This window comes from Marimonas arenosa, from assembly GCF_030848945.1.
GTDB classification, from domain to species: Bacteria; Pseudomonadota; Alphaproteobacteria; order Rhodobacterales; family Rhodobacteraceae; genus Marimonas; species Marimonas arenosa.
The window spans coordinates 238,177-264,242 of sequence record NZ_JANHAX010000004.1; the positions used below are offsets into that span (position 1 = coordinate 238,177).

23 protein-coding genes and 1 pseudogene are annotated in these 26,066 nt (G+C 63.9%); 12 read left to right on the forward strand and 12 right to left on the reverse strand.

Annotated elements, in window-relative coordinates; genetic code table 11:
- Positions 1 to 235 precede the first annotated feature (235 nt).
- From NO357_RS14475 to NO357_RS14485, 4 genes and pseudogenes are all read left to right on the forward strand, one after another.
- Positions 236 to 2,365, forward strand: a complete 2,130-nt coding sequence (locus tag NO357_RS14475) for a hypothetical protein (protein WP_306736407.1) — start codon at positions 236 to 238, stop codon at positions 2,363 to 2,365.
- 27 nt (positions 2,366 to 2,392) lie between these two features.
- Positions 2,393 to 3,166, forward strand: coding sequence for a zinc ribbon domain-containing protein (locus NO357_RS14480; RefSeq protein WP_306736408.1), 774 nt, complete (start codon positions 2,393 to 2,395; stop codon positions 3,164 to 3,166).
- Positions 3,167 to 3,211: 45 nt separating this feature from the next.
- Positions 3,212 to 3,475, forward strand: a pseudogene (locus NO357_RS21425) (zinc-ribbon domain-containing protein); the annotation flags it as partial.
- Positions 3,476 to 3,478: 3 nt separating this feature from the next.
- Complete coding sequence (locus NO357_RS14485; protein WP_306736409.1) at positions 3,479 to 4,135, forward strand: hypothetical protein; 657 nt, start codon at positions 3,479 to 3,481, stop codon at positions 4,133 to 4,135.
- 1,079 nt (positions 4,136 to 5,214) lie between these two features.
- Here the strand turns inward: NO357_RS14485 and NO357_RS14490 are convergent.
- Together NO357_RS14490 and NO357_RS14495 are read right to left on the reverse strand one after the other, a co-directional pair.
- Entirely contained in the window at positions 5,215 to 6,531 is a 1,317-nt protein-coding gene (locus NO357_RS14490; RefSeq protein WP_306736410.1) for an L-lactate MFS transporter, read from the reverse strand.
- Positions 6,532 to 6,719: 188 nt separating this feature from the next.
- On the reverse strand, positions 6,720 to 8,417 hold the full coding sequence (locus tag NO357_RS14495) for a thiamine pyrophosphate-binding protein (RefSeq protein WP_306736411.1): 1,698 nt from the start codon (positions 8,415 to 8,417) through the stop codon (positions 6,720 to 6,722).
- Positions 8,418 to 8,501: 84 nt separating this feature from the next.
- Here NO357_RS14495 and NO357_RS14500 point away from each other — a divergent pair, with 84 nt between their 5' ends.
- The gene (locus tag NO357_RS14500) at positions 8,502 to 9,215 is read left to right on the forward strand and encodes an aspartate/glutamate racemase family protein (RefSeq protein ID WP_306736412.1); all 714 of its coding nucleotides are present in this window, start codon (positions 8,502 to 8,504) and stop codon (positions 9,213 to 9,215) included.
- Between the two features lie 6 nt (positions 9,216 to 9,221).
- Here NO357_RS14500 and NO357_RS14505 read toward each other — a convergent pair whose 3' ends face one another.
- Entirely contained in the window at positions 9,222 to 10,658 is a 1,437-nt protein-coding gene (locus NO357_RS14505) for a mannose-1-phosphate guanylyltransferase/mannose-6-phosphate isomerase (RefSeq protein ID WP_306736413.1), read from the reverse strand.
- A 249-nt stretch (positions 10,659 to 10,907) separates the two neighbouring features.
- Between NO357_RS14505 and NO357_RS14510 the strand changes: the two genes are divergently transcribed.
- A complete protein-coding gene (locus tag NO357_RS14510) occupies positions 10,908 to 11,435 on the forward strand; it encodes a DUF2478 domain-containing protein (RefSeq protein ID WP_306736414.1) in 528 nt (175 codons plus the stop codon).
- A gap of 10 nt (positions 11,436 to 11,445) precedes the next feature.
- Here the strand turns inward: NO357_RS14510 and hutU are convergent, their stop codons facing one another.
- From hutU to hutI, 4 genes are read right to left on the reverse strand one after another with little or no spacing between them, the layout of a single operon-like run.
- Entirely contained in the window at positions 11,446 to 13,128 is a 1,683-nt protein-coding gene (hutU, locus tag NO357_RS14515) for a urocanate hydratase (protein ID WP_306736415.1), read from the reverse strand.
- Positions 13,125 to 13,916, reverse strand: a complete 792-nt coding sequence (gene hutG, locus NO357_RS14520; protein ID WP_376744391.1) for an N-formylglutamate deformylase — start codon at positions 13,914 to 13,916, stop codon at positions 13,125 to 13,127. The genes hutU and hutG overlap by 4 nt, the downstream gene beginning before the upstream one ends.
- A complete protein-coding gene (hutH, locus tag NO357_RS14525; RefSeq protein WP_306736416.1) occupies positions 13,913 to 15,436 on the reverse strand; it encodes a histidine ammonia-lyase in 1,524 nt (507 codons plus the stop codon). Before hutH ends, hutG begins: the two co-directional genes overlap by 4 nt.
- A complete protein-coding gene (gene hutI / locus NO357_RS14530) occupies positions 15,436 to 16,638 on the reverse strand; it encodes an imidazolonepropionase (protein ID WP_306736417.1) in 1,203 nt (400 codons plus the stop codon). The genes hutH and hutI overlap by 1 nt, the downstream gene beginning before the upstream one ends.
- Positions 16,639 to 16,722: 84 nt before the next feature.
- On the opposite strand from hutI, the gene NO357_RS14535 reads away from it, so the two are divergent.
- A complete protein-coding gene (locus NO357_RS14535) occupies positions 16,723 to 18,090 on the forward strand; it encodes a formimidoylglutamate deiminase (RefSeq protein WP_306736418.1) in 1,368 nt (455 codons plus the stop codon).
- Positions 18,090 to 18,794, forward strand: coding sequence for a histidine utilization transcriptional repressor HutC (hutC, locus tag NO357_RS14540; RefSeq protein ID WP_306736419.1), 705 nt, complete (start codon positions 18,090 to 18,092; stop codon positions 18,792 to 18,794). Before NO357_RS14535 ends, hutC begins: the two co-directional genes overlap by 1 nt.
- Positions 18,795 to 18,802: 8 nt before the next feature.
- On the opposite strand, the gene NO357_RS14545 is transcribed toward hutC, so the two are convergent.
- Entirely contained in the window at positions 18,803 to 19,552 is a 750-nt protein-coding gene (locus NO357_RS14545; protein WP_306736420.1) for a c-type cytochrome, read from the reverse strand.
- 74 nt (positions 19,553 to 19,626) lie between these two features.
- Here NO357_RS14545 and NO357_RS14550 point away from each other — a divergent pair, with 74 nt between their 5' ends.
- The 4 genes from NO357_RS14550 to NO357_RS14565 are packed head-to-tail and all read left to right on the forward strand — an operon-like array spanning position 19,627 to position 22,077.
- Positions 19,627 to 19,827 carry a DUF6494 family protein gene (locus NO357_RS14550; protein WP_306736421.1) on the forward strand — a complete coding sequence of 67 codons (201 nt, stop codon included), beginning with the start codon at positions 19,627 to 19,629 and terminating at the stop codon, positions 19,825 to 19,827.
- Positions 19,824 to 20,897 carry an Mrp/NBP35 family ATP-binding protein gene (locus NO357_RS14555; protein WP_306736422.1) on the forward strand — a complete coding sequence of 358 codons (1,074 nt, stop codon included), beginning with the start codon at positions 19,824 to 19,826 and terminating at the stop codon, positions 20,895 to 20,897. The genes NO357_RS14550 and NO357_RS14555 overlap by 4 nt, the downstream gene beginning before the upstream one ends.
- Positions 20,894 to 21,613 carry a biotin/lipoate--protein ligase family protein gene (locus NO357_RS14560; protein ID WP_306736423.1) on the forward strand — a complete coding sequence of 240 codons (720 nt, stop codon included), beginning with the start codon at positions 20,894 to 20,896 and terminating at the stop codon, positions 21,611 to 21,613. Before NO357_RS14555 ends, NO357_RS14560 begins: the two co-directional genes overlap by 4 nt.
- Positions 21,610 to 22,077 (forward strand): DUF6505 family protein, encoded by a 468-nt coding sequence (locus tag NO357_RS14565; protein ID WP_306736424.1) that lies wholly within the window; start codon positions 21,610 to 21,612, stop codon positions 22,075 to 22,077. The genes NO357_RS14560 and NO357_RS14565 overlap by 4 nt, the downstream gene beginning before the upstream one ends.
- Before the next feature lie 106 nt (positions 22,078 to 22,183).
- Here the strand turns inward: NO357_RS14565 and NO357_RS14570 are convergent, their stop codons facing one another.
- From NO357_RS14570 to NO357_RS14585, 4 genes are read right to left on the reverse strand one after another with little or no spacing between them, the layout of a single operon-like run.
- Positions 22,184 to 23,314 carry an ABC transporter permease gene (locus NO357_RS14570; RefSeq protein ID WP_306736425.1) on the reverse strand — a complete coding sequence of 377 codons (1,131 nt, stop codon included), beginning with the start codon at positions 23,312 to 23,314 and terminating at the stop codon, positions 22,184 to 22,186.
- Positions 23,311 to 24,234, reverse strand: coding sequence for an ABC transporter ATP-binding protein (locus NO357_RS14575; protein ID WP_306736426.1), 924 nt, complete (start codon positions 24,232 to 24,234; stop codon positions 23,311 to 23,313). The genes NO357_RS14570 and NO357_RS14575 overlap by 4 nt, the downstream gene beginning before the upstream one ends.
- Positions 24,231 to 25,169, reverse strand: a complete 939-nt coding sequence (locus tag NO357_RS14580; RefSeq protein WP_306736427.1) for an HlyD family secretion protein — start codon at positions 25,167 to 25,169, stop codon at positions 24,231 to 24,233. The genes NO357_RS14575 and NO357_RS14580 overlap by 4 nt, the downstream gene beginning before the upstream one ends.
- Entirely contained in the window at positions 25,166 to 25,876 is a 711-nt protein-coding gene (locus NO357_RS14585; RefSeq protein ID WP_306736428.1) for a CerR family C-terminal domain-containing protein, read from the reverse strand. The genes NO357_RS14580 and NO357_RS14585 overlap by 4 nt, the downstream gene beginning before the upstream one ends.
- Between the last annotated feature and the right edge of the window lie 190 nt (positions 25,877 to 26,066).

The following is a 26,066-nucleotide window of genomic DNA, read 5'->3' on the forward strand; positions in this document are numbered from 1 at the left end:
AGAGAAAAAAGTTTCGAAAACCATATTTCGTGCATGCGAGATGATTTCATGGAGAAGATGACGTGAGACGATCACATATTCTTGGGCATCGCAGCATGTACTTCGATGGCTTTTCGGCGGTTTGGGTCCTTTGATAAACGCTGAACGACTTTTGATCGCATCCGCGCTACGCGCAGTGCGCTTGCTGCCGTTTTCTTCGCGGCTGGCTGCGTATCTGGGTATCGCAGAGTTTAGGTTGCTGAACACACCTGTTCTTCTCGGCTGCGCACTTGTTGCAGCAGCCCTTGGTGTCTACCCCTCCAACCTCGGGCACATCGAAACAACACCCTTCATCAACGTCATCTTTCCCATCATCTCTTGCGTGAACCCGGTCCTTGGGATGATGTCGGCCCTTGTTTTCGCATTGGCCGATTTCGCAGAGAAGATGGTGACCAACAATATCTACTATGAAGGGGAGCCCGGTACGCTGTTTGGAAACCCCGGCGACTACATTGGAGCGCGGATCGGGTATTTGCTGGGATACAGCATGGTGGCCGTTTGGGGCGTACTTCCAGGGCTTCTGTCACGTGTATTCAGAACCGCAGCGCAAAACTGGACCAAACGCCGCATCGAGCGCCGCTCGATTGGCGCCGCGGCGGTGCCCACAACAACAGAACGTGCGGTGGAAGTGGCAGCCAGTGCCATCGGAGCGGCGACCGGAGGCGGATTGGCGAATATTGTAAACATCGCGCTGGAAGCTCCGGCTTTCCTGCTCCGACCGACGCCGGACTTCACGTGCTACAACGTTGCGGTTGGCAACCTCACCAAAGGCGCGGCAGTCACGGCAGCATCGGCTGGTATCGGTGGACCGATTGCGCAAAACCTGCTTAACCCGGGCGCACCGGCTATGAGCGGAGGTCGAGCATCGGCACCAGTCAAGCCTGCGGGGCCGAAGCCCGGCGGCGCGCCGGCAGTATCTGGGACCGAGATCAAGGGCGGCCCGGATGCCCGTAAGTGGTTGGAAGACAACAAATTCATTGACACCAACGGACGCGTAACCAACAAGTTCCGGGTTTGGCACAGCCAGACCCACGGTAGCACCGGCATCGGTGGGCTGGACGCATTTGCCGGCAAGCTGGACGATGATGGGAAGCTGCTGGAAGATCCAGCGATCGTGGTACGCACGGGCAAGCCCGCGCCCCCGGATATCGCCGACGAAGAGAAGGGGCCCGAAGAAAAGGGGCCCGAGCCGGAAAAGAGCCCCGAAAAGCCGGCGAAGACTGACACGGACAAGAAATTGAAAGGGCCTTTCACACCGCCGCCCGCGCCCCCGACCGAAGGGGAAACTCCGCCCGTGTCGCCACCCCCGCCACCGTCCGAACCACCCGAAACGCGTAAGCCGGATCAGGGGAAAGATGAGGAACAGGAGCGCGGCCCGAAGGACCCCTGCCGCGAGGAGCGCGAGGCGTTCCTGGCCGCGGTCCTGGCGGCGACCACGCTCAACAAGCTGCTCAACACAGTGAATGGAAAGCACTACGAGGCGACGCTGCGCTATCTGAACGCCTACCACACGGGCTATTTCGGCAGCGTTGTCGATCTTGCCTTCATCTGGGCGCAGCTTGGCAAGGGTGGACCGAAGCTAATGGCTTCGGACACGACGATGCAGAAGATCAAGTCGGCCATCGTCAAACGTACGCTGAAACAGGTGCTGAAGGACACCGCCAAGGTCTATGGGTCGACCGCGCTGCCGGATGGCTCGGTCCCGGGCGGCAAGTCGGTTTCGTGGACGGATTACCTGAAGAAGCCGGCCATTCACGGCGCGCTGAAGAAGTTCATCGCCGAGCAGATCCGGTTGAACACGTTCTTCCGGGCGGCCAGCGGCGAATCCATCGGCATCAAGCTGGTGATGGGAACCGAGGCGGTTCAGTCGGGCGGCGAGGCGCTTGACGCTGGCGGCGATCTGACAAGCCTCGATTGGAAGAAGATCGCCGATCCGAAGGCAAGTATGCGCGCCAAGACGCTGTCTGGCGTGTTCAGCTTCGCCTGGTCGATGCTGATGGCGGCGCAGAACTTCGAGAAATCCAGAAAGGAGATCACGCAGCGACGCAAGGAGATGAACGAGATCCGCCGCAAGAAGATCAGCGAAATCCGTTCCAAGTTGGCGGATGCAAAAGACGAGGTGGATATTGCCAAAGCGGTCTACGAGCGTTGCTTGCGGGTGACCAAGCAGCACGGGACTGATGAGAAAGTTCAGGCCAATATAGACAGCGAAATTCAGCGCTGGAACACGCCCGCGGGACGGCGCAGGCCGCACGATTCTGGCCGGATCAGCGAGGAGCATGAAAGATGGAACAAGCTTTATGAACGTTGGAAGTCCATGCAGTGATCACACAATTCCGCCGGAGCGGAGGCAATGACGGCACTGCGCGTGTTGGAACCCGGTTATGTCGAGGCGCTTGCCGAGCGGATCGACATCGAATTGAAGCTGGGGCTGCTCGATCCGGACGGAGTGCGGGCGATGCTCGAAGAGTTCAAACTGCGTGACGAGGCGGGACACTACTGGACCTTCGGACCGGTCAGCCAGCGGTGGTACCAACATGACGGGATGGACTGGGCGCCGTCACAGACGACGCCGCACGGTTTGGAGGGGCCGGACTTTCTGGGCGACCGGGAAACCATCGTGGCGGAGCCATCGGAAGACGATCTTGGCCCTCAGGCACGAACGGCGGCCGAGGCATTGGAACGCGTGCGCCAGCAAGTCCGCGAGGCGTACGTCTCGGGGTCGATCGACAGTGATCAGGTTCTTGAGCTTTTGAGCGAGCAGATCCTTATCGAGAAGGATGGCACGATTTGGATGCCTGGCTTTCACACCGGACAATGGTATGGCTTCAACGGGCAGACCTGGATACTGGGTCAGGCCCCCGCCGAAGAGAAACTGGTCTCGACCGACGGTGACCCGTCGAACTGGAACCCGGACGGTCGCGTGCTGGAAAACGTTGCCGAATGGCTCGACCGTGGCGACGATATTTTTCCTGAGCCGGTCTGTGCCCCCTGGTCGCCGCCGGAAGGCTTCCCCGAAATGCCCCGCGGAACCGAAACCCGCTGCCCGGCCTGCGGTCGAGAGAACGAGAGCGACAGCCGTTTTTGCCGTCATTGCGGCGCTCAGTTGCCTGGCGGCGGAACCTGAGCAGGCGGCAGCCGAACTTGGGCTTCGCAACCCGGAGAGAGTGATATGCAAAGCACAAAATGTCCGAGCTGCGGCGCAACGATCGTGGGATCGGTGCCAAGCTGCTTGGTTTGCGGGGCGGATTTGCCGACTTGTTCGAACTGCGGCGCCTTGCGGTCTCCGGATACCAAGTTCTGCCCGTCATGCGGTGTGGCGGTGCCCGAGACACCGCCACCTATAGCTGAGCCAACTGAAGCAACGCCGCGGGTCTGCACATCGTGCGGCGCAGAGGCCCCGGCCAACAGCCGGTTCTGCAACCACTGCGGTCAGCCAATGGACGGCACTGTGGTGCAGGCGCAACCCGTTCGCCAAACTCGGCCTGCCGAAAAGGCGTCGCCAGCGCGTTTGGGGTGGGGCGCGAAACTCGGGGTCGTGATCCTGTGGGCGCTGCTTTTTGGCCTGGCCTGGGGGGGCGCGATGTTCGGCTTCGGCTTGGTCGAATTCGAGCTCTTGAAGTCAATCGGGCGTCCAAGCCCACTCTTCGCTTTTTTCCCAATGAGTGGCCGGGATGATTTGTTGACCATGGCCCTTCTCCACGCAGTACCGGGCTTCGGGGTGGGGGCAATCGCGGCGGTTGCAAGTGGTTCGTCCACGAAATGGTCTGCGCACGTATTTAGGGCGGGCAACATGATTGCTTTGGTGACTTACTACGCTCTAGCCTTGGCCGGGATGAGCCTTGTAGTTTCGCACGGCATCGACGAAGCGATCCGAAGGGGGGCCTCGATTGGCTCCGCACTGGACTTCTATGGGATATTGCATACGAGCGTTTGGAGTCTTGTGAGTTTTGCTGGCGGGCTGCGCTTTGGTCTTCGAGCCAAGAGGCTGAATCCCGAATTAGGGATTGGAGGAGTGACCACTATAGCCTTCGGTTGGGCAGGAGCTGCGTTTCTAGGGTTCCTGAACCTACCGTACATAACACTTATTTTTTAACCTATCAGCGAGCGGACAACTCGCCGGTTGGAATACTCAGAGTTCAAAATCGTAAAATCGCATTTTGAAACTTCTCATGTTTCCCCCCATTTGCAGACAACGCGCTCATCCCGAAGTTTTCTGCTGCCTCGTTGTGCGCGTCTTGAATTTGCATAGTGGACATTTGGCCCGATCGCAAAAATGGACGCTATCCGCAGTTCGCACTGGATGCCGCGCCGTGCACCAACGACTTGAACGGGCTCATTGCCGCCTTTAGATCGGTTGCAGCATAGTCATCCGTTGGTCTCTATTGCCCATACAGGAACGGCCCATTGCTGCCGTTGGCGGCCGCTCGCGTCTCTGCGGCGCAGCTTTCCTGAACCGGACGTTCGGTTGGCGACGCAGCATTTACCCAGTGCGAACGACCGCAACGCGGGAAGAAGCTGTCATTTAGTACTCACTTGCTGGCACAGGGCCTACATTTATTCTTCCTGTCTAATATCCGAACCACCAAAAAGCCGATAGCATCAAGATGAAAAGTCCAATGCCAATTCCCGCCAACCAGAGTAGAGCTAGGACCAACAACCAAAATCTCGAAAACTCACGACGGTTACTGATCAATTACCAAAGCGCATAAAGAGAAGGGAGGAGGGAAAGGTACGAGAATAAGGCCAAATACTCCGCCTCACGCGCATTTGCCAAATAGAAATCTCCACCCTGGTCGGCGTAGATCCATGAGAGGATCTCATGGATTACGTAAACGATAGGCCATACAACCAGAGGACCAACAACAATCCACTTTACTGTGCGAAGTGCAGCAAAACCCAAAAAGCGAACCCTCTTGGCATTCTCCTCGCTAACTTGGCTCACCCGAAAGGATGGAGCAAGCATCACCAACGTTGGTAGTCCGCTTCGGGCTCAGAGCGGACCTCCGCTACGGCCCGGTCGAACTACTGTTAAGCGGGACAATGCCGCCTTTCACCGATTACATATTTCTCACCCGCGCCAGGTTTCGAATTGCCAAGGTTCGGATCTAATTTGGGAACACTTGCGCGCAACCGGTGAACTGAATGTATCGCCGGGTCGATAGCGCGGTCCAGCTAGTCCCAATGCATCTGATGCAGGAAACCGTGCACCGACGGCGGTCGGTGGGCCTCCTCCTGATCCGGCACGCGGATCAGTGCGACGCACAGGACGCCCAGCACGCATGCTCCCGCGCAGACCGAAAACGCCAGCGGAAAGTTCCCAAGATCTCCTAAGGTCCCGCCCAGAACCGGAAAAGCGATTCCGCCGGCACCGTAGCTGAGAAAAACTAGCGGGTAGTTTTGACCAATGCGGTCGTTGCCAAATGTATCTGCTGTTATCGCCGGGAAAAGCGCAAAGTTGCCGCCGAAATTGAACCCGATCAAAGCAGCCCCCAAATATAGCAGCCATGGTGTGCCGGCCATCGACGTGAAGGCGAACAGAAAAACTGCTTGGCTGGCAGCCATGATCATCAGGGACCGGCGGCGTCCCAATGCGTCGCTGATTGTCCCCCATGCAACGCGTCCAACCCCGTTTGCCAGGGAAAAGAATACCGCCATGGCGGTCCCCGCAACGGCGCTCGCTTCGGCGAGGGTCAGACCCTGCATCTGGAGCGCCTCCATCGGATAGAGTTTCATCAGCCCAATTGACATCAGCCCACTGCCAGCAGAAACGGCAAACGTCATGAAAATCAAATAGAATTGTGGTGTTCTCAACATCTCTACGGTGGTGAAATTCTCGCGCCCCTTGCGCCCCGTCGCAGCCGCCGAAACAACATATCCTTCAGGCACCCACCCCTTGGGCGGCATCCGCATCCACAGTGACCCAATCACGATCAGCGCGGCAAAAACCACGCCATAGGTGACGAAAGTTCCATCCAGTCCGATCCGTTCGATCAATCCGCCCCAGCTGCCCGCCAATTTCACCCAGCCCATCGCACCAAAGCCAAAACCGGCGACAGCCAGACCGGTGATCATACCTTTTCGGTCGGGAAACCACCGCATACCCACCGCGATCGGCACCATGTATGCCAGCCCGATACCCGCACCACCGATCAGTCCGACACAAATCGCGACGACCCAGAATGAATGGGTGCCCAGCAAACCAGCCAGTACGTAGCCGGCTCCCAATGTCGCTCCGCCCATCAACGCCAGCCTGCGTGGCCCCAATCGGGCCAATAGGCGCCCGGCAAACACCATCACCACGGCGAACATCGCAAGGCCGATGGCAAATACCGCCTGGGTCTGTAATTTGCTCCAGCCAACCTCAGTCAAGGCAGGCGTAAACACCGACCAGGCATATATTGCTCCCAACGACAGTTGGATCAGCACAGCCCCTAGCACGACCCACCAGCGGTTGAGCACTTGCCTTTGCGTCTCAGAGCCCTTGGTCATTATTTCAATTCCTCCACGAGTGCTCCCAGATTGCCCACAGTAACCATTACCCGAAAATGATTTAGATCAGGACCTCCCAATCCGGCCATTAGATGGCTTGCAGCGAATGTCCAGGAAGGGCTCAAAACCGACATTCGCCGCATAATCAGCCAAGGTCCGCTCTTGGCTGCCGTGGGTCTTGGGTAAAGTCACGCCACCCATTCCGACACCGGCGCGGCGGCCTCGGAGAGCGGCTGGGAGTGGATGTCGACCAGTGTCGGCCCGTCATGGGCGATGGCCTTGGCCAGCACGGTGCGCAGGTCGTCGGGGTCGCGCACCGTCCAGCTTTTCACGCCGAAGGCGGAGGCCACGGCGGCGTGGTCGGTACGGTTGAAATCGACATTGTAGTAGCGTTCTTCGAAGCCCGCTTTCTGGCCGGCCTTGATCCAGCTGTAGGTGGCGTTGGAAAACACGATGTTGGTGATCGGCATGTTGTGGCGGACCATGGTCTCGAACTCGCCGCAGGCAAAACCGAAGCTGCCGTCGCCCATCACGGCCAGCGTCTTCACATCTGGCCGGCCGACATGGGCGCCCATCGCCGCGCCGATTGAAAAGCCCAGGGCGCCGTGGGCGCGGTTGGTGATGAACTGCCGCCCGTCACGGGGCCACCGGTAATACGCGCTGAAATAGGGACAGGGGGTGCCCGGGTCGGCGACGATTACCGCATCGTCGTCAAGCACGCCCATCAGGTCGGCCATGACCCGCTCGGGCAGGATCGGCGTGGCCGAGGAGGCCGCCAGCGGTGCGAACTGCGCCTGTTTCGCGGTCCAGGCGACTTTACAGCGGCTGGCACCGTTCTGTGGCGTGCAGTCGCGGGCTGCCAGCGCATCGGCCAGCGCCTCGAGCGCCAGCCGGGCATCGGCCACGATCGATACGGCGGTGTCGTAATTGGTTCCGGGCACGGCCGGGTCGCTGTCGATATGGATGACGGTCGTGCCTTTGGCGGGCGACCGCCAGCGTTCGGTGGTCACCGAACCGGCGCGGCAACCGATGAAGAGCACGACATCGGCCGCATCGACCTCGGCGCGCGTTGCCGGGATGCCACCATTCGAACCGACGACGCCAAGCGCCAGCGGGTCGGTCTCGGCAATCGAACCTTGCCCCGAGACGGTGGTGGCGACCGGTATGTCGAGCGCTCGGGCAACCCGGGCCAGCGCGGCCTCGGCGCCCGAGATCACCGGGCCGCCGCCGCAGATGGCGATCGCGTTGGAGGCTTTGGACAGGATCGCTGCGGCCTCCTCGATTGCTGCCGGATCGGGAGACTGGCGGTCGGCGGGGAAGCGGCCATAGGAGAGGTCGCCGTAGACCTCGGCGGTGTCGACCGGGGCATTCTGGGTATCGAAGGGCAGCGACAGATGCACTGCGCCGGGGGTGCCGGTGGTCATCTGCCTGAAAGCTTCGCGCACCATCGCCGGCAGCTGCGCGGCATCGTCGAGCGAGGCGTTCCACTTGGTCAGCGGTTTGAACAGCGCGGGTTGGTCGAGTTCGGTCAGCGGGTATTTGCCGCGGCTGGTGGTGGCGACGTCGGAAGTGATGGCGAGGATCGGGATCGAAGATTCATTGGCCTCGACCACGCCAGGCAGGATGTAGGTGGCGCCGCCACCCGAAGGGCCTTCGCACACGCCCGGGCGGCCGGTGACGCGGGCATAGCCATCGGCCATGTAGGCGGCGTGGCGTTCGTCGCGGGTCAGGAAATGCGTGATCTGGTGATCGAGCCGGGCCAGGGCATCGTAGAATGGCAGCGTGGTGTCGCCGCAGAGTCCGAAAATGTGGCGTACGCCGTGGCCTTCGAGCAGGCGGACCATCGCCTCGCCTCCGGTCATCTGGTTGTGGCTTGCCTCGGGCATCTTCGTCTCCCTGATTGCGCTTGTGTTGAAAGTTATGCCCAATCGTAGGGGAAACACCAGATTCGCGAGAGGGAATGGCCAAGCATGAAGGCACGGGGCGGCAAGGCGATTTACGGCGCATCGGTGGGCATCCTGATGCTGGATGCGCGGTTCCCGCGCATTCCGGGCGACATGGGCAACGCGCTGACCTGGCCCTTTCCGGTGCACTACCGGATCGTTCGCGAGGCCTCGCCCGACCGAGTGGTGCGGCGCGGGGCCGAAGGGATGCTGGACGCCTTCATCGATGCGGCCCGCGAGCTGGAGAGCGACGGGGTGGACGGGATCACCACCAATTGCGGCTTCCTGGCCTTGTTCCAGGAGGAGCTGGCGGCAGCGGTCGGCGTGCCGGTGGTGACCTCGTCGCTGATGCAGGTGGAACAGGTCAACCGGGTGCTGCCCAGGGGCAAAAGAGCCGGTATCCTGACGATTTCGGCGTCGACCCTGACGCCGCTGCACCTTGAGAAGGCAGGGGTCCCCAAAGGCACGCCGATCGGCACCACCGAGGGCGGACGCGCGTTCACCCGCGCGATTCTCGACAACGAACTGGAACTCGATACCGACCTGGCGCGCCAGGACAATGTCACGGCGGCGCTTAAGCTTAAGCGTGACAACCCGGATCTGGGCGCCATCGTGCTGGAATGCACCAACATGACCCCCTATGCCGCCGACATCGGCGAGGCCACCGGGCTGCCAATCTTTTCTATCGTGTCCCTGGTAACATGGTTCCAGTCGGGGCTGGTGCCGCGGCGCTATTTCTGAGCGCGCCTATTTGCGTGCATAGACGTCGTCATAGCGGGTGATGTCGTCTTCGCCGAGATAGGTGCCGGTCTGCACTTCGATCAGTACCATAGGCACCTTACCCGGGTTTTCCAGCCGGTGCTTTTCACCCAGCGGGATGTAGACCGACTGGTTTTCGCTGAGGAGCTGCTCTTGTGCGCCGATGGTCACGCGGGCGGTGCCTTGCACCACGATCCAATGCTCGGCGCGGTGGACATGGCTTTGCAGGCTGAGCGCGGCGCCGGGATGCACGACGATACGTTTGACCTGGAACCGGTCGCCCACCACCAGGCTTTCGAACCAGCCCCAGGGACGGAAGTCGCGCGGGTGCTGGGTGGCCTGCTTGGCGCCGCGGGCTTTCAGCGCTGCGACAGCCTCTTTCACCCGCTGGGATTCTGCGCGTTTCGCGACGAGCACGGCGTCGGGCATGGCCACGGCGATCATGTCTTCAAGCCCGATACCGACCAGCTCGAGGCTTTCGCTTTCCGAGCGCAGCAGCGTGCCAGAGCAGTCGATGGCCGTGGCTTCGCCGGTGCAGACGTTGCCGTCGGCGTCGGGGCCGGTCTCCTGATGCACTGCGTTCCAGCCGCCGAGATCGGACCAGCCTCCCGAATAGGGCATCACGGTCAGGTTTTCGGCCTTTTCCATGATCGCGTAGTCGATCGAGATGTCCGGTACCTCGGTCCAAGGCTCGGGTCCGAGGCGGGTGAACCCGAGATCGGGGGTCGCCGCCGCAACCGCCGCCGCAACCGGCGAGAGCACCTCGGGGGCATACGTTTCGAAGGCGGCGACGATGGTGCGGATCGACATCAGGAAGATGCCAGCGTTCCACAGATGCTGCCCGTCAGCGACCATCGCCTCGGCGCGATGGAGGTCGGGCTTTTCAACGAAAGCGGCGAGCGCCTGCGGTTCCTGTGCGCCTGCTGAGCTGCCCGGCGCAAGCTGGAGATAGCCGTAGCCGGTTTCCGGCCCGGTGGGGTGAATGCCGAAGGTGACGAGTTGCCCGGCCTGCGCTGCGGGCGCGGCAGCGCGCACCGCGGCGCGGAAGGCGGCATCGTCGGCGATGACGTGATCCGACGGGGCCACCAGCATCAGGGCATCCGCATCCTGGGCGGCGAGCAGCAGTGCGGCCGCCAGCACGGCGGGAGCGGTGTTGCGGCCTTCCGGTTCGATCACGATGGCATTGGGGGCCATTTCGATGGCGGCGAGCTGTTCGGTGACGATGAAGCGGAAGGCATCACCGGTAACGATCGTGGGCGCGGAAAAGCCTTCGCCGTTGCAGCGCCGGGCCGAGGCCTGGAAGAGCGAGTCGTCGGAGATCAGCCGGGCGAACTGCTTGGGATAGCTTTGCCTTGACAGTGGCCAGAGGCGAGTGCCCGAACCGCCGCACAGGATCACAGGATGGATGGCGGGCGGGCTTGGCATGGCACTCGGACTTCTCTGGGCGCAAGGTCGATCTGAGTTTCCCGCCCGTGGGCAGGCAAATCAACCCCGGAGCGGGGCAACATTTGAGCTGGCTGACAGCTTGGGTAGCGCAGGATTTGGGCATTTTTAGGGAAATGCCCGGCGGATTTTCGACCATGCTGCCGGATACGGGGCCATCCTTGGCAAGGCCGCGTCGAACATGTATCGATTTCAAAGGGGGTATTCGGGGTTTGACGGGGACGGAGCGGAATGAGAATTGCCTATACCATGGCCAACCGGCGCGGCGGCACGGACCTTTTACTCCGTGAGGTGTCGGAAGCCGCCCAGGCGCGCGGGGTCCAAGCCTGCGGGCTGGTCCAGATTAACACCGAATGCGACAGCGGCGGGCCCTGCGACATGGACGTGCGGGTTCTGCCCGAGGGGCGAGTCATTCGCATTTCGCAATCGCTGGGCCCGGGGGCGCGGGGATGCCGTCTGGACAGCCAGGCGCTGGAGGAGGCGGCTGGTCTGGTGGCGGCAGCGCTGGGGCGTGGCCCGGACCTGCTGATCATCAACAAGTTCGGCAAGAGTGAGGCCGAGGGCCGGGGCCTGCGCGGGGTGATCGCCGAGGCGATTGCACTGGGTGTGCCGGTGCTGGTGGGGCTCAACGCCAGCAACGAGGCGGCCTTCGAAGCGTTCGCCGGCGGTCTGGCCGAAAAGCTGCCGCCGGAGCATGAGGCGATCCTGGGCTGGCTGACGGAGGCTGTGGCCGACGGGCCCGAGGCGGCCAGCGCCTGAGCGCAGACCGTCAGCCGAGAATGCCAGGCAGGTTGAGGCCGTGATCGCGGGCGCACTGGATCGCGTCCTCGTATCCGGCATCGGCATGGCGCCAGACGCCCGAGGCCGGATCATTCCACAAGACCCGTTCGAGGCGGCGCGCGGCGTCGGGCGTGCCGTCGGCGACGATCACCATGCCGGCATGCTGGGAGAACCCCATGCCGACGCCGCCGCCGTGATGCAGGCTGACCCAGGTTGCGCCGGAGGCGGTGTTGACCAGCGCGTTCAGGAGCGGCCAGTCGGAGACGGCGTCGGAGCCGTCCTTCATCGCCTCGGTTTCACGGTTGGGGCTGGCGACCGAGCCTGAATCGAGGTGATCGCGGCCGATCACGATCGGGGCGTTGAGTTCGCCTGACGCCACCATTTCGTTGAACTTCAGCCCCGCCCTGTGGCGCTCGCCCAGCCCGATCCAGCAGATCCGCGCCGGCAGGCCCTGGAAGGCGATGCGGTCGCGGGCCATGTCGAGCCACTGATGCAGGTGGGTGTTGTCGGGGAAAAGTTCTTTCATCGCCTGATCGGTCTTGTAGATATCCTCGGGATCGCCCGAGAGCGCGCACCAGCGGAAGGGACCGATGCCGCGGCAGAACAGCGGCCGGATATAGGCCGGAACGAAGCCGGGGAAAGCGAAGGCGTTTTCCAGTCCTTCCTCCAGGGCGACCTGGCGGATGTTGTTGCCGTAGTCGAGCGTCGGCACGCCGTCGTCCCAGAAATCGACCATGGCCTGGACGTGGACCTTCATGCTGGCCCGGGCCGCGTGTTCCACCGCCTTGGGATCGGTTTCCCGCTTTGCCCGCGCCTCGGCCAGCGTCCAGCCGCTGGGCAGATAGCCGTTCAGCGGGTCATGTGCGCTGGTCTGGTCGGTGACGATATCGGGCCGCAGGCCGCCGGCCTTCATCCGGGCGTGGATCTCCGGGAAGATGTCGGCGGCATTGCCGAGAAGGCCCACCGATTTCGCCTCGCCCGCGCGGTTCCAGCGGTCGATCATCGCGAGCGCCTCGTCGAGGGTTTCGGCCCTTTCGTCGAGATAGCGCGTGCGCAGGCGGAAGGCGATGCGGTCGGGATCGCATTCGACGGCGAGGCACGAGGCGCCGGCGAAGATCGCGGCCAGAGGCTGGGCGCCGCCCATGCCACCCAGCCCGGCGGTCAAGATCCAGCGTCCCGTGAGATCGCCGCCATAGTGCTGGCGCCCGGCCTCGGCAAAGGTCTCGTAGGTGCCCTGAACGATGCCCTGGGTGCCGATGTAGATCCACGACCCGGCGGTCATCTGGCCGTACATCGCCAACCCCTTACGGTCGAGTTCGTTGAAATGGTCCCAGGTGGCCCAGTGCGGCACCAGGTTCGAGTTGGCGATCAGCACGCGGGGGGCATCGGCATGGGTTTTCACGATGGCCACCGGCTTGCCGGACTGGACGACGAGGGTTTCGTCGGCCTCCAGTTTCTTGAGCGATTCGACGATGCGGTCGAAGTCTTCCCAGGTCCGCGCTGCGCGGCCGATGCCGCCGTAGACCACAAGCTCGTGCGGGTTCTCGGCCACGTCCGGGTGGAGATTGTTCATCAGCATCCGCATCGGCGCCTCGGTGAGCCAGGATTTGGCGGAGATCTCGGGGCCGGTCGGCGGGTAGATGTCGCGCAGGTTGTGGCGGGGATCGGTCATGCGGGCCTCCAGCGGATCAGGGTTTCGAGGATGGTCTTGAGATGCGTGCGGAGCCGGTCCGCCTTTGTGTCGTCATAGCTCCAAGGCGGCGCCTCGTCGGACAGATAGGCGGATTGGGCGAGTTCCATCTGGATGACATGAACGCCGTCTTCCGCGCGGCCGTAGTGGCGCGTGGTCCAACCGCCTTTGAAACGACCGTTGAGAACCGCCGTGCGACCCGGCGCGGCGGCGCAGATCCGGGCGACGGCGGATTCGATTTCGGGCGCACAGGTGGTGCCGTTATTGGTGCCGATGTTGAAATCCGGCAGGCGACCGTCGAACAGAAACGGGATATGGCTCCGGATCGAGTGGCAATCGTAAAGGATCGCGAAGCCGTACTGCGCCTTTACCCGGTCAAGCTCGGCCCGTAGGGCGGCATGGTAAGGGGCGTGGTAGGTCTCGCGCCGGCGGGCGATCTCGGCGTCGTCGGGTTCGTGTCCGGAGCGGTAAAGCGGGTGCCCGTCGAAATCGGTCAGCGGGCACAGCGTTGTGGTGTTCTGGCCGGGATAGAGGCTTTCGCCGGACGGGTCGCGGTTGACGTCGATGGCGTAGCGATGAATTCGGGTGCGTATGGTAGTGATGTCGCCGATGAGGTCGGCATAAAGACGGTGGATGTGCCAGTCGGTATCGGCCAGCGCGCGGCCGGTGTCGTTGAGCCCATCGGCGATGTCGTCCGGAAGAGACGTACCCGTATGGGGCAGGCCGAGGACCAGCGGGCTACCGCCGCGTTTGATCTCCAGGATTTTCATGCCGGCAACTCAAGCCCGGCGGCTTCCGCCACCGCGCCGGAGGTCACCAGCGCGGCGGCCCTGGCGAGATCGGGGGCCAGGAACCGGTCCTGCGCGAGCGCGGGGATGTCGGCGCGCAGGCGGGCAATGGCCGCCTGAAGCGGCGCCGAGGTGTTGAGTGGCGCCCGGGCCTCGATGCCTTGTGCCGCGCAGATGGCCTCGATCCCGAGAATCGTGGCGAGGTTGTCGGCCATGCGGCCGAGGCGTCGCGCCGCATGGGCGGCCATCGAGACGTGATCTTCCTGGTTGGCCGAGGTTGGCGTCGAATCGGTCGAGCAGGGATTGGCGAGGTGCTTGTTCTCGCTCATCAGCGCGGCGGCCGTGACCTCGGCGATCATCAGACCGGAATTGAGGCCGGGTTCGGGGGTGAGAAACGGCGGCAGATCGTGGCTGAGCGCGGGATCGACCATCAGCGCGATGCGGCGCTGGGCGATGGCACCGATTTCCGCGAGCGCCAGCGCAATCTGGTCGGCGGCGAAGGCAACCGGCTCGGCATGGAAATTGCCGCCAGAGAGAATGGCGCCGTCGGCGACAATGACCAGCGGATTATCTGTGGCGGCATTGGCTTCGGTTTCAAGGGTCTGACCGGCAAAGCGCAACAGGTCGAGCGCGGCGCCGGTGACCTGAGGCACGCAGCGGATGCAGTAGGGGTCCTGCACCCGGGTGTCGCCGTCGCGGTGGCTTTCGCGGATTTCGCTTTTTTTCAAGAGCTTGCGCATGGCCCGCGCGGTATCGATCTGGCCCTTGTGGCCGCGCAGGTCATGGATTTCGGGCCGCAGCGGCGCAGTCGATCCCATGATCGCGTCGGTGGACAGCGAGGCGGTGACGAGGCTGGCGCGCAACAGGTGACAGGCGCGAAACACGCCGGTCAGAGCAAGCGCGGTGGAAAATTGTGTGCCATTGATCAGCGCGAGCCCTTCCTTCGGGCCGAGGGTGACCGGGGTAAGACCTGCACGCCGCAAGGCTTCGGCGCCGGCAAGGGTCTGGCCCTGATACATCGCTTCGCCTTCGCCGATCATCACCGCGGCCATGTGGGCCAGCGGGGCGAGATCGCCAGAGGCGCCGACAGAGCCCTGATCGGGAATGGCGGGGCTGACGCCCTGATTGAGCATGGCTTCGAGCAGCGCACAGATCTCCCACCGCACGCCCGAGGCCCCGCGCCCGAGCGAGAGGAGTTTCAGCGCCATCATCAACCGGGTGGTCGGGGCGTCGAGCTGCTGGCCCACGCCGCAACAATGCGACAGGACCAGGTTGCGCTGCAGCTGTGCGGTGTGCTCGGGCGGGATCTTGACCGTCGCGAGCTTGCCGAACCCTGTGTTGACACCATAGATGGCAGCGGTGCCTTGCGCGGCCTCGGCAATGGTCGCGGCGGAAGCTTCGACCGCCGGCCGCACGGCGTGATCGAGCCTGAGGGTATCGCTGCCCTGCCAGACCCGCTCGAGCTGGGCGAGACCTGCTGCACCGGGGGTGAGCGTCAGCATCACAGTACGCCTCCGTATATCCGGGCGTGCAACGGGTTGACGCCGAACCGGTAGGACAGTTCGGCCGGGTCTTCGACATCCCAGATCGCCAGGTCGGCGCGCTGCCCGGGCGCGATGCTGCCGCGGTCGGTGAGGCCCAGCGCGCGGGCGGCGTTTCGGGTGGTGGCGGCCAGAGCCTCGGCAGGGGTAAGGCCGAACAGGGTGCAGCCCATGTTCATCGCCAGAAGCAGTGAACCCATCGGCGAGGAGCCGGGGTTCCAGTCGGTCGCCAGCGCCATCGGCACGCCGTGACGACGAAGGCTGTCAACGGGCGGTTTTTGTGTTTCGTGCAGTGTGTAGAAGGCGCCGGGGAGCAGGACCGCGGTGGTTCCGGACCGGGCCAGGGCCGCGGCGTCGGCCTCGGCGGCATATTCGATATGGTCGGCTGAAAGGGCGCCGTAGCGTGCCGCGAGTTGCGTGCCGCCGGTATGCGAGAGCTGTTCGGCGTGGAGCTTGACCGGCAGCCCCAACGCGCGGGCATGACCGAAGACGCGGGCGATCTGTGACGGGTTGAAGGCAATGCCCTCGCAGAAACCGTCGACGGCATCGACCAGGCCTTCGGCTTGGGCCGCGTCGAGGGCGGGAAGGCAGATATCGTCGACATAACTGTCACCGTCCATACCACTTGGTACAGCGTGGGCGCCGAGAAAGCTTGTAACAATGGTCACAGGGCGGGCGCGGCCCAGCGCCCGGGCGGCGCGTAGCATGGTCATTTCGGTGTCGATATCGAGCCCATAGCCGGATTTGATCTCGATGGTGGACACGCCCTCAGCGATCAATGCGTCAACACGTGGGAGTGCCGCGGAGACCAGGCTGACCTCGCCGGCGGCGCGGGTCGCGGAAACGGTGGATATGATGCCGCCGCCGGCGCGGGCGATTTCTTCGTAGCTGGCGCCCTCCAGCCGCATCTCAAATTCGCGGGCGCGGTGACCGGCATGGACGATATGGGTGTGGCAGTCGATCAACGCCGGGGTGACAAGGCGACCATCAAAGCTGTGCCGGGGCAGGGTGGCCAGCTCGCCGGGACAGTCGGCGCGCGGGCCGACCCAGAGGATCCTGTCGCCATCGAGCGCGATGGCGGCATCGGGAATCAGCCCGTAGGTCGCGGCGCCGACCGCCATCGTGGCAGCTCGCACCTCGGTAATCAGGACGCGGGCGGACATTTCGACTCCTTGAATATGTAGAGATATCATTATAATATGTAGCTACATAATATTGTCAACGAGTCAGGGGACGAGCCAGATGAAATGCCGAATATTGCGGTAAAACAAGCGCTTACCTCGGAGGGTTGGGCTCGGGACGTGCTCATCTCGATCGACGCGGACGGGCGAATCGCGCGGATCGGCGCGGGCGCTGAGGCGGCGGATTGCCATGTTGATATCGCCCTGCCTGCTCCGGCGAACCTGCACAGCCACACGTTTCAGAGGGCCATGGCCGGGCTGACCGAGTTCCGTGGGCCGGATCCACAGGATTCGTTCTGGACCTGGCGGAGTCTGATGTACCGGTTTCTCGACAAGTTGACGCCGGATCATGTCGAAGCCATCGCAGCGCAGGTGTTCCTGGAGTCGCTCGAGGCGGGTTTTGGCGCGGTGGCGGAATTCCACTATCTGCATCACGCCCCGGGCGGCGTGACCTATGATGACATCGCCGAAATGGGCGCGCGGGTCGTGGCGGCTGCGGTCGACACTGGGGCCGGGTTGACGCTGCTCCCGGTGCTCTATTCCCAGGGGGGCTGCGATGGGCGGCCGCTGGTAGGGGGGCAACTGCGGTTTGGCAACGATCCGGACTCGTTTGCCAAACTGCATGCCGCTTCGGTCTCTGCGGTGATGTCCGGGCCGGCGGATTTCAGGACCGGCGTCGCGCCGCATTCGTTACGCGCGGTGACCTCTGATGCGCTGGAAATGGTCGCGGAAGAACATCCGGACGGACCCGTCCATATTCACCTTGCCGAACAGGTTGCGGAGGTCGATGAGGTTGTTGCGACCTATGGTGTGCGACCGGTGAAGTGGTTGCTGGAACATACGCCGGCGGATGGCCGTTGGTGCGCGATCCATGCAACACAGATGACGGCCGCGGAAACCGCCGGTCTTGCCACGCGCGGCGTGGTGGCCGGGTTGTGCCCGATCACCGAGGCCAATCTTGGTGATGGCACATTCTGCGGCACCGCATTCCGGGCGGCGGGTGGGACATTCGGCGTGGGATCCGATTCCAACGTGCATGTCGCGCTGTTCGAGGAATTGCAGGCGCTGGAATATTCGCAGCGTCTGCGGGATCGCCGCCGGGCCGCGCTGGCGGACGCGGAACGGTCGACGGGCCGGGTTTTGTTCGAGGAGGCGGCGCGCGGCGGGGCGCAGGCGGCTGGGCGCGTCGCGGGGACCCTGGCCGTCGGGGCGCAGGCGGATATCTTGGGTGTCGCAGCAGACAATGAATGGCTGTGCAACCGACAGGGGGATGCGGCACTCGACAGCCTGATCTTCGGCGGGCACGGGCGGGACTGTATTACTGATGTCTGGAGTGCCGGACGGCACGTGGTGCGGGACGGCCGCCATATCCGACGCGATGAGATCACGGGGCGGTTTCGCGCGGTTATGGACGAATTGGGGCAGGCGATCTGATGGCTGCGCGGCAAGACAGGCGGTCCTGGCGGGATGTGTTGGAAGAGATTCGGAACCGGGTGCTGACCGGCCGCTATGGCCCCGGAGACAAGCTGCCCCGGGACGAAGACATTGCAGCCGAACTGGGGTGCGCGCGGTCAACGGTGCAGCGGGCAATGCGGGACCTGGCGGATCGTGGCGTCGTCGAACGGCGGCGCAAGGGGGGCACGCGGGTACGGCCGGATCCGGTTACGCGGGCCGTGTTCGACATTCCGGTCGCGCGCAACGAAGTGGAAAGCCGCGGCGGCAGCTATGGCTATCAGCTGATCCGGGCGGCAATAGAGGAGACGCCGCCACCCGTGGCCGCGGCGCTGGACATGCGGGCGCCGTTGCCGATGCTGCACGTCGAGGCGCTGCATCTGATGAACAGCCGGCCGTTTCTCTACGAGGATCGCTGGGTGCTGACCCGCACCGTGCCCGAGATCGAGACGGTTGATCTGGGCGTGGTGAGTGCCAATGAATGGCTTCTCGCGAACAAGCCCTACAGCCGGTGCGACCTGCGGTTTTCGGCCGAGACCGCGGGGGACCGGGTGGCGGCGATCATGGGGCTGGAGGGCGGTGAAGCGCTGTTCGTAATCGAGCGCACGACCTGGAGCGGCGATGATCCGATCACCACGGTCAAGGCGGTCTATGCCCCTGGCTACCACCTGCGGGCAGAAATCTGACGCTATCGTCAGTCATACCTGATCGGCGCGCCGAGGTCCTTGGGTTTCATGGTGGCGATGAAAGCGATGATGGCGTTGACCTCAATGTCGCTGAGCTTGACCGGGTGAATGCGGGCGGGTCGCGAGTCGGTGAACTCTTCGGTCATGCCAGGGATCAGTGTGAAAGACGGGTGCGGCGGCTCGACCCAGAATTTCAGGAACAGGTCGTGCCAGTTGGCGCGGGCGCGCAGTGCCCCGAAGGAGGGGGTCGAGCCGATGCCGCCCATACGATTACGTTTGTCGACGACATGGCAGCGGCCGCAGTGCAGGAGGGCCAATTCCGAGCCAAGCGCCACATCGCCGGTCGGCGCAGCTTCGACCTTCTGTTCGGCCGGGGCCTCGAAGAGCGTGAAAAGCGGCGGGCCGTCTTTCGGGAAGCTTTCAAGGGTTTTCTGGCCGGGCCCCGAGCGTAGCCAGTCGGCGAACTTGCGGCCCGTCGCGCTGTCAGGGGCAAAAACCAGCCTGTAAACGGTGCCGTCTCGGCCGATCAGGATTGCCTCGCCGACGCCGTCCTCACGACGGAAGGCGAGCTCGGCCGCGCTGTCCGGCGCGACCGGGTCGAGCGCGATCCGGTGGCGGAACTTGAAGCGTGGCAGCAGGTGCTGCGCGAAGCCGCTGTCGGTCATTTCGGGCGGCATGGCGATCGCCACGGGGTCAGCCCCGACGGAACCTGCGGCGAGCAGTATCGGAAATAGTAGCAACGCGGCGAATTTACCCATTTCGATCTTGAACCCCTGGGTTAGCTGCTAAACTATATTACAGAATTTGGGCACAGGGCCAAATGGGGAGCAAAATGTCGGAAGAAGACTTCAACATGTCCTTGAGGAAGTTCCTCAAGACAGTGGGTGTAACATCGCAGCGCGAGATCGAAGAGGCGGTGCGCAAGGCCGGCAGTAGCAGCGGTACCGTGCCGGTGCGGATGATGCTGAGCATCGAGGAACTGGGGCTGGAGCACGAGGTGACCGGCGAAATCACCTTGCCGGGTGACGCGTGAGCGGCGATCTGGAGGACAAGGTCCGCACGGCGCTGACCCGGATTGCCGACCCGGTGAGCGGGCAGGATATCCTGTCAGCTGGGATGGTCCGGGCACTGAGCGTGCAGGACGGCGGACGCGTCAGTTTCGTGATCGAGGTGCCGCGCGAGCGGGCCGAGGGTGCCGAGCCATTGCGTCGGGCCGCCGAGGAGGCGGTGCGCGCGATTGACGGCGTCGAAACCGCGAGTGCTGTGTTGACCGCACATGCGCCGGCGCCAGAGATGCCGAATTTGAAAGGCGGGGCGCGGTCAGCCCCCGCGGGGCCGCAGAAGCTGCCGGGGATCGACCATGTCATCGCCGTCGCCTCGGGCAAAGGCGGTGTCGGCAAATCGACCGTGTCGGCAAACCTTGCGGTGGCGCTGGCGGCACAAGGCAAGAAAGTGGGCCTGTTGGATGCCGATGTCTACGGGCCAAGCCAGCCACGGATGCTGGGCATTTCCGGCAAGCCGTCCAGCCCCGACGGCAACACCATCCTGCCTTTGCGAAACTATGGCGTGACTCTGATGTCGCTGGGGCTGATGGCGCCCGAGGGGCAGGCGGTGGTCTGGCGCGGGCCGATGCTGATCGGGGCGTTGCAGCAGATGCTCGACAAGGTGGCCTGGGGCAAGCTCGACGTGCTGATCGTGGATCTGCCGCCGGGCACGGGCGACGTGCAGATGACGCTGTGCCAGAAGACCCATGTCGACGGCGCCGTGGTGGTGTCGACGCCGCAGGACATCGCGCTGATCGATGCCCGTAAGGGGATCGACATGTTCCAGAAGATGGGCACGCCGATCCTCGGCATTGTCGAGAACATGTCGGCCTTCGTTTGCGACGAATGCGGCAAGGTGCATCATCCGTTCGGTCACGGCGGCGCCCGGGCCGAGGCGGACAAGCTGGGGGTGCCGTTCCTGGGCGAGATCCCGCTCGATCTTGCCATCCGCGAAGGCGGTGACAACGGCGCGCCGGTGGTGGCGTCGCGGCCGGGCTCGCCCGAGGCCGCCGGGTTCGTGGCGCTGGCCGCTGCGCTGGCCGAAGGGGTGCTGGCATGAGCGAGGATGTTTCTCCGACCTTTCCGCCGCTGCTGCACGGTGTCGAGGTGCCGGCGCATGTCGATGCGTTCGCCAAAGCGGTCACGCAGGCAATGGTCGATGCCGAGCCGGGCCGGATCACCTTTGCCCGCGACAGCGGCACGATGCGGGCGGCGATCTGTTTCGTGCCGGACCGGGTGCTGCGCCAGGCGCTGCCTGGGGCGCTGTTTGCGGTTTTGCTGGGGCTGAACGACGCATTGGGCGCGCTGGCGCCGCCCGAGGTGGCGGTGCATTTTGCATGGCCGAACCGGGTGAAAGTGAACGGCGCCTATTGCGGTGGTCTGCGTGCGGCTGCACAGTACAACGATCCCGACAGCGAACCCGACTGGCTGGTAATCGGGGTGGAGGTTCCGGTCATGCCACTCGATACCCGCGATCCGGGGCATGCGCCGGACGAAACCACGCTCTGGGAAGAGGGGTGTGTCGACCTGGGCGCGCCGCAGCTCATCGAGAGCTGGTCGCGGCACATGCTGGTCTGGATCAACCGGTTTGTGAGCGACGGAATTGCGCCGCTTCACGAAGGCTGGCGGCACAAATGCGATACGCTGGGCGAAGAGGTTTCCGCGCCGGAGGCGGGCACGTTCATGGGGATCGACGAGGATGGCGGCATGATCCTGCGGCAGGACGGGGAAACCCGGGTGGTGCCGCTGACGACGATGCTGGAGGGGACAGGATGAAACTGGCACAGGTCCTGCGACTGGACGACAGCGACGAAAACGTGTTCGAGCGTGCCGCTCAGCCCGGGGAATGGGCGATCTCCGGCGGTTTTGCCTTTTCCAACTGGGAAGAGGGCGACCTGGTCGGCCAGCAGCGGCAGGCCTTTACCAATGGCTGGATGGGGTTGGAGAGCTTCGGGCGGGCGACCTTCGTAGTGGTCACGCCGATTTCCGAGGAAGACTACGCGGCGCTGATCGACGGCCTGGCGATCCATTTCGTCGAGGCCTGGGGCGCGCCCGGGTTCGAGGCCGCGCGGCCGGTAGCCGAGGAAGAGCTGGGCCACATGCGCGAGATGTGCGAGGATCATGATGACAACACGCTGCTGATTGTCGAGCGCGAACTGGTCCCGGCGGGCCTCAATGAAAAATTCCGCGCCATCGTGCCGGGCGAGGCGAAGATCGAAGATATCGCCGGGCACGGCTGAGTCGGGCCACGGTCAGCTGGGGCGTAGTCCAGTGTGCATTGCCACGCGCGGCAATTCGTCAGAGCGAAGAAACTGGCCGCTCTGACCGGGTCCGGTCAGGCACGCGTCAGTCGAGTGTGCGCCGGAATCGCAGGAGCGCCAGCAGCGCGAGGCCGATGGCGAAAAGCGTGAGCGCCGAGAAGGAACCGGCCACGGTGGTGGCATCAGCGCCTTTCAGCATGACCGAGCGAATGAGGCGCAGGAAATGGGTCAACGGGAAGATCTCGCCCAGCACCTGCGCCCAGGGCGGCATACCACGGTAAGGGAACATGAAGCCCGACAGAAGCAGCGAAGGCAGGAAGAAGAAAAAGGTCAGCTGCATCGCCTGCATCTGGGTGCGCGAGACGGTCGAGATCAGGTAGCCGAGGATCACCAGCGCCAGCACGAAAACGAAGATGCCCGCCAGCACCACATGCACCGCGCCGACGAAGGGGACATCAAAGACCAGCTTGGCCGAGACCAGCACTACCGCCACCTGCACCGCGCCGACGGCGAAATAGGGCACCACCTTGCCGAGCATGATTTCCAGGGGCGTGGCGGGCATCGACAAGAGGTTTTCCATGGTGCCGCGTTCGGTTTCGCGGATCAGTGCCATGGCGGTCATCATCACCATGGTGAGCTGCAGGATCACGCCGAGCAGGCCGGGGACGATGTTGTACTGGGTAATACCTTCGGGATTGTAGCGGCGGTGAACGGTGATATCGATCCCGTTGCCGGGCGGGGCGGTGGCGTCGAGCCCGGCCTCGCGGCGCAGCGCGGACGCGGCCACGGTCGAAAGGGTTGAGATGGCGCCGGAGGCGACCGAAGGGTCGGTGGCATCGGCTTCGATCAGGATCCGCGCCCTGTCACCGCGCTCGATCCGGCGACCGAAATCCGACGGCACGGTGACCACGAAGGCGACATCGCCGCGGGCGATCATCTCCTCGGCCAAAGGCGCCGAGGCATCGGGGGCGACGAAGCGGTAGTAGCCGGTCAGTTCCAGCGCGCTGATCATGGCCCGAGTGAAGCGGTCTTGTGTTGGGGCGACCAGCGCGGCGGGCAGCCCCTTGGGATCGGTGTTGATGGCGAAGCCGAACAGCATGAGCTGCAGGAGCGGAACGCCGATCATCATCGCGAAGGTGACGCGGTCGCGCCGCATCTGGATCGATTCTTTGACCAGGAGGGCAGCGAGACGGGTGAACGAGAAGAACCGGCTCATGTCGGGGTGTCCTCAGATTCACCCATGAGTTGGATGAAGACATCCTCGAGGCTGGTTTCCGAGTCTGCAGCGGCGTTGCCGGTGTCGCGGGCCACCTTTTCAACCGTCTTTTTCAACAGTTCGGCATCAGTGCCGACCACATGCAGCGTGGCTCCGAAAGGCGCCACCTGATCGACCCCCAAAGCGCCCTTGAGGAGCCGAGCGGCCTCGGCGGTCTTTGGGCCGGTGATGATCATGGTCGTGAGCCCGGCATCGCGCACCACCTGGGGCACCTTGCCTTGAGCGATCAGGTGGCCGAACGAGATATAGGCGATGCGATGGCAGCGTTCGGCTTCGTCCATGTAATGCGTCGAGACCAGTACGGTCAGGCCACCGTCGGCCAAGGCATGGATTTCGTCCCAGAACTCGCGCCGGGCCTTCGGGTCGACTCCGGCAGTGGGTTCGTCCAGCATCAATAGGTCAGGCTTGTGCATAATACAGGCGGCGAGCGCGAGGCGCTGTTTCCAGCCCCCCGACAGGGAACCTGCAAGTTGATCGCGGCGGGCGGTCAGGCCGAGATCGGCCAGCGTGTCGCGCACCGCTTTACGGGCGGGTTTCATGCCATAGAGCCCGGCGACGAAATTCAGGTTTTCGGCGATGGTGAGGTCTTCGTAGAAGGAAAAGCGCTGGGTCATGTAGCCCACCTTGCGCTTGATGGCGCGGCGCTCGTGGCGGATGTCGTGGCCCAGAACCCGGCCCTCCCCGCCATCGGGTTCAAGCAGGCCGCACATCATCCGGATCGTGGTGGTCTTGCCTGAGCCGTTGGGACCGAGAAAGCCCATGATTTCGCCCTTGGCGACCGACAAGGTGACGCCGTCGACGACGGTTCTCGCCCCGAAGCGCTTGGTCAGCCCGGTGACGGAGATGGCCGGTGCGGTCATGGCAGCGACACGTTGACGATCTGGCCGGGTTTGAGCGCGTGCTCACCCTCGGGTCGGGCTTCGATCAGGTAAACCAGCTTCTGCCGGTTCTCGAGCGAATAGATCACCGGCGGGGTGAATTCGGGTTCGTCGGAGATATAGCTGATGCGCGCGGAGATCCCCGGGTCGCAGCCGTCGCAGCCGACCGCGAGCAGGTCACCCACAGCGACCTTGGCATAAGAGGGTTCGGGGATGTAGAGGCGCAGCTTGACGGCGCCGTCGGCCAGCGCCGAGAGCACCGGGGCGGCGGGACCGGCGATTTCGCCTTCTTGGCGGATGACGTCAACGATAGTGACGGGCTGCGGCAGGGTCAGCCGGCGCTGGTCAAGCCGCCACTGTGCCCGTTTGCGGGCGGCTTCCGCGCCGGCGATGGCGGCGCGGGCCTGGGCGATGGCCTGAGGCCGGGCAGGCAGCTTGGCGACGGCCAGTTCAGCCGCGACCTGGGCCACCCGCGCTGCGGCGACGTTGGCGGCGGTTTCGGCGTCGTCGCGTTGGGCATCGGTCAGCACGCCGCGGTCGGCGAGCTGTATGGCACGGTCGCGGGCGCGTGCCGCTTCCGCGGCCTGGAGCCGGGCGGAGGCCAGGTTGGCCTCGATCACCTCGATCTCCTCGGGCCGCTTGCCTTCCAGAAGATCCGCCAGTCGGCTATTGGCTCCGGCGAGGTTTGCGTCGGCCTCGGCCAGTGCGATCTCGGCGTCTTCGCGCGCCATATCGACGAGGACGGCACCGGCCTCGAGGCGGTCGCCGCGCACCACCCGAACAGCGGATATCTGGGCCGTCTCGACGGGGGCAATCAAGGTATAGTCGCCCTCGACATAACCGGTGGCGAAGGGTGGCGGCGGGGCGCAGGCGCTGAGCAGCGAGGCGATCAGGGGGAGGCTGCAGAGGACACTCAAGTGCGGCTCCTTTCGATGGCAGCGCGGAGATTGGCAATGACCGTTTCGGTGATCTGTGCGGTTTCGTCAGGCCCGATCCCGGGCCAGTTCATGCGGCGGGTGACCAGGGGCCGGGCGATGCGAAAATAGAGAAGCTGACCAATCGCTGCAAAAACCGCGAGTTTGACCGCATCGGCCTCGGCCGGCCGGCCGGTCGCTAAGGCCCAGAGTCGGCACAGCCGGACGTGGCGGGGCAGGAGAAGGCGGGTGAAGATGAGTTCGGCGATTTCTCCGGGCTCGGTCAGTTCTCGCAGCAGGAACGGAACGAAGTCCTCGGCCTCCGGGGCGCTGTACAACATGGTGGCGAACTGGCGCAACGTGTCTTCGATTTCGCTGAGAGCCGCTTGCGGATCCTGCGGCAAGGCGTCGGCGTCGGCCAGTGACATTCTGGATGAGACCCGGTGGGCGATGCTCTCGGCGCAGGCTTGCCGCAACCCGGCTTTACCGCCGAAATGATAGGCAATGGAGGCCACGTTGGTTTCGGCACGCCGGGCCAGTTCCCGGGTCGAGGTGCCGTCGAAGCCGCCGCGGCCGAACAGGTGCAGACCTGCGGCAATCAGCCTGGTGCGCGTGTCGGGCAGGAGGTTGGATTCGGTCATGTAGGCAGTATTATTCAAACGTTTGATTGAATCAAGCAGCGGTCGGTTTCCGACCCGGTCCGCCGCCACGGGCCTTCACGAACCCACCTGTGTGCGGTGGGGCGGGGCGGCCGGGAGACCGGCCAGCGAAAGGGCGGGCGCAGGATTGCTGATGGGCGTTTTTGCCCATGGTGTAAGAGCATCGGCTAGCATATGTTGTCAGTAAGAGCAGGGTAGAACATGAACATGAAACGAAGCGTTCTAAGCCTTTGCATGACGG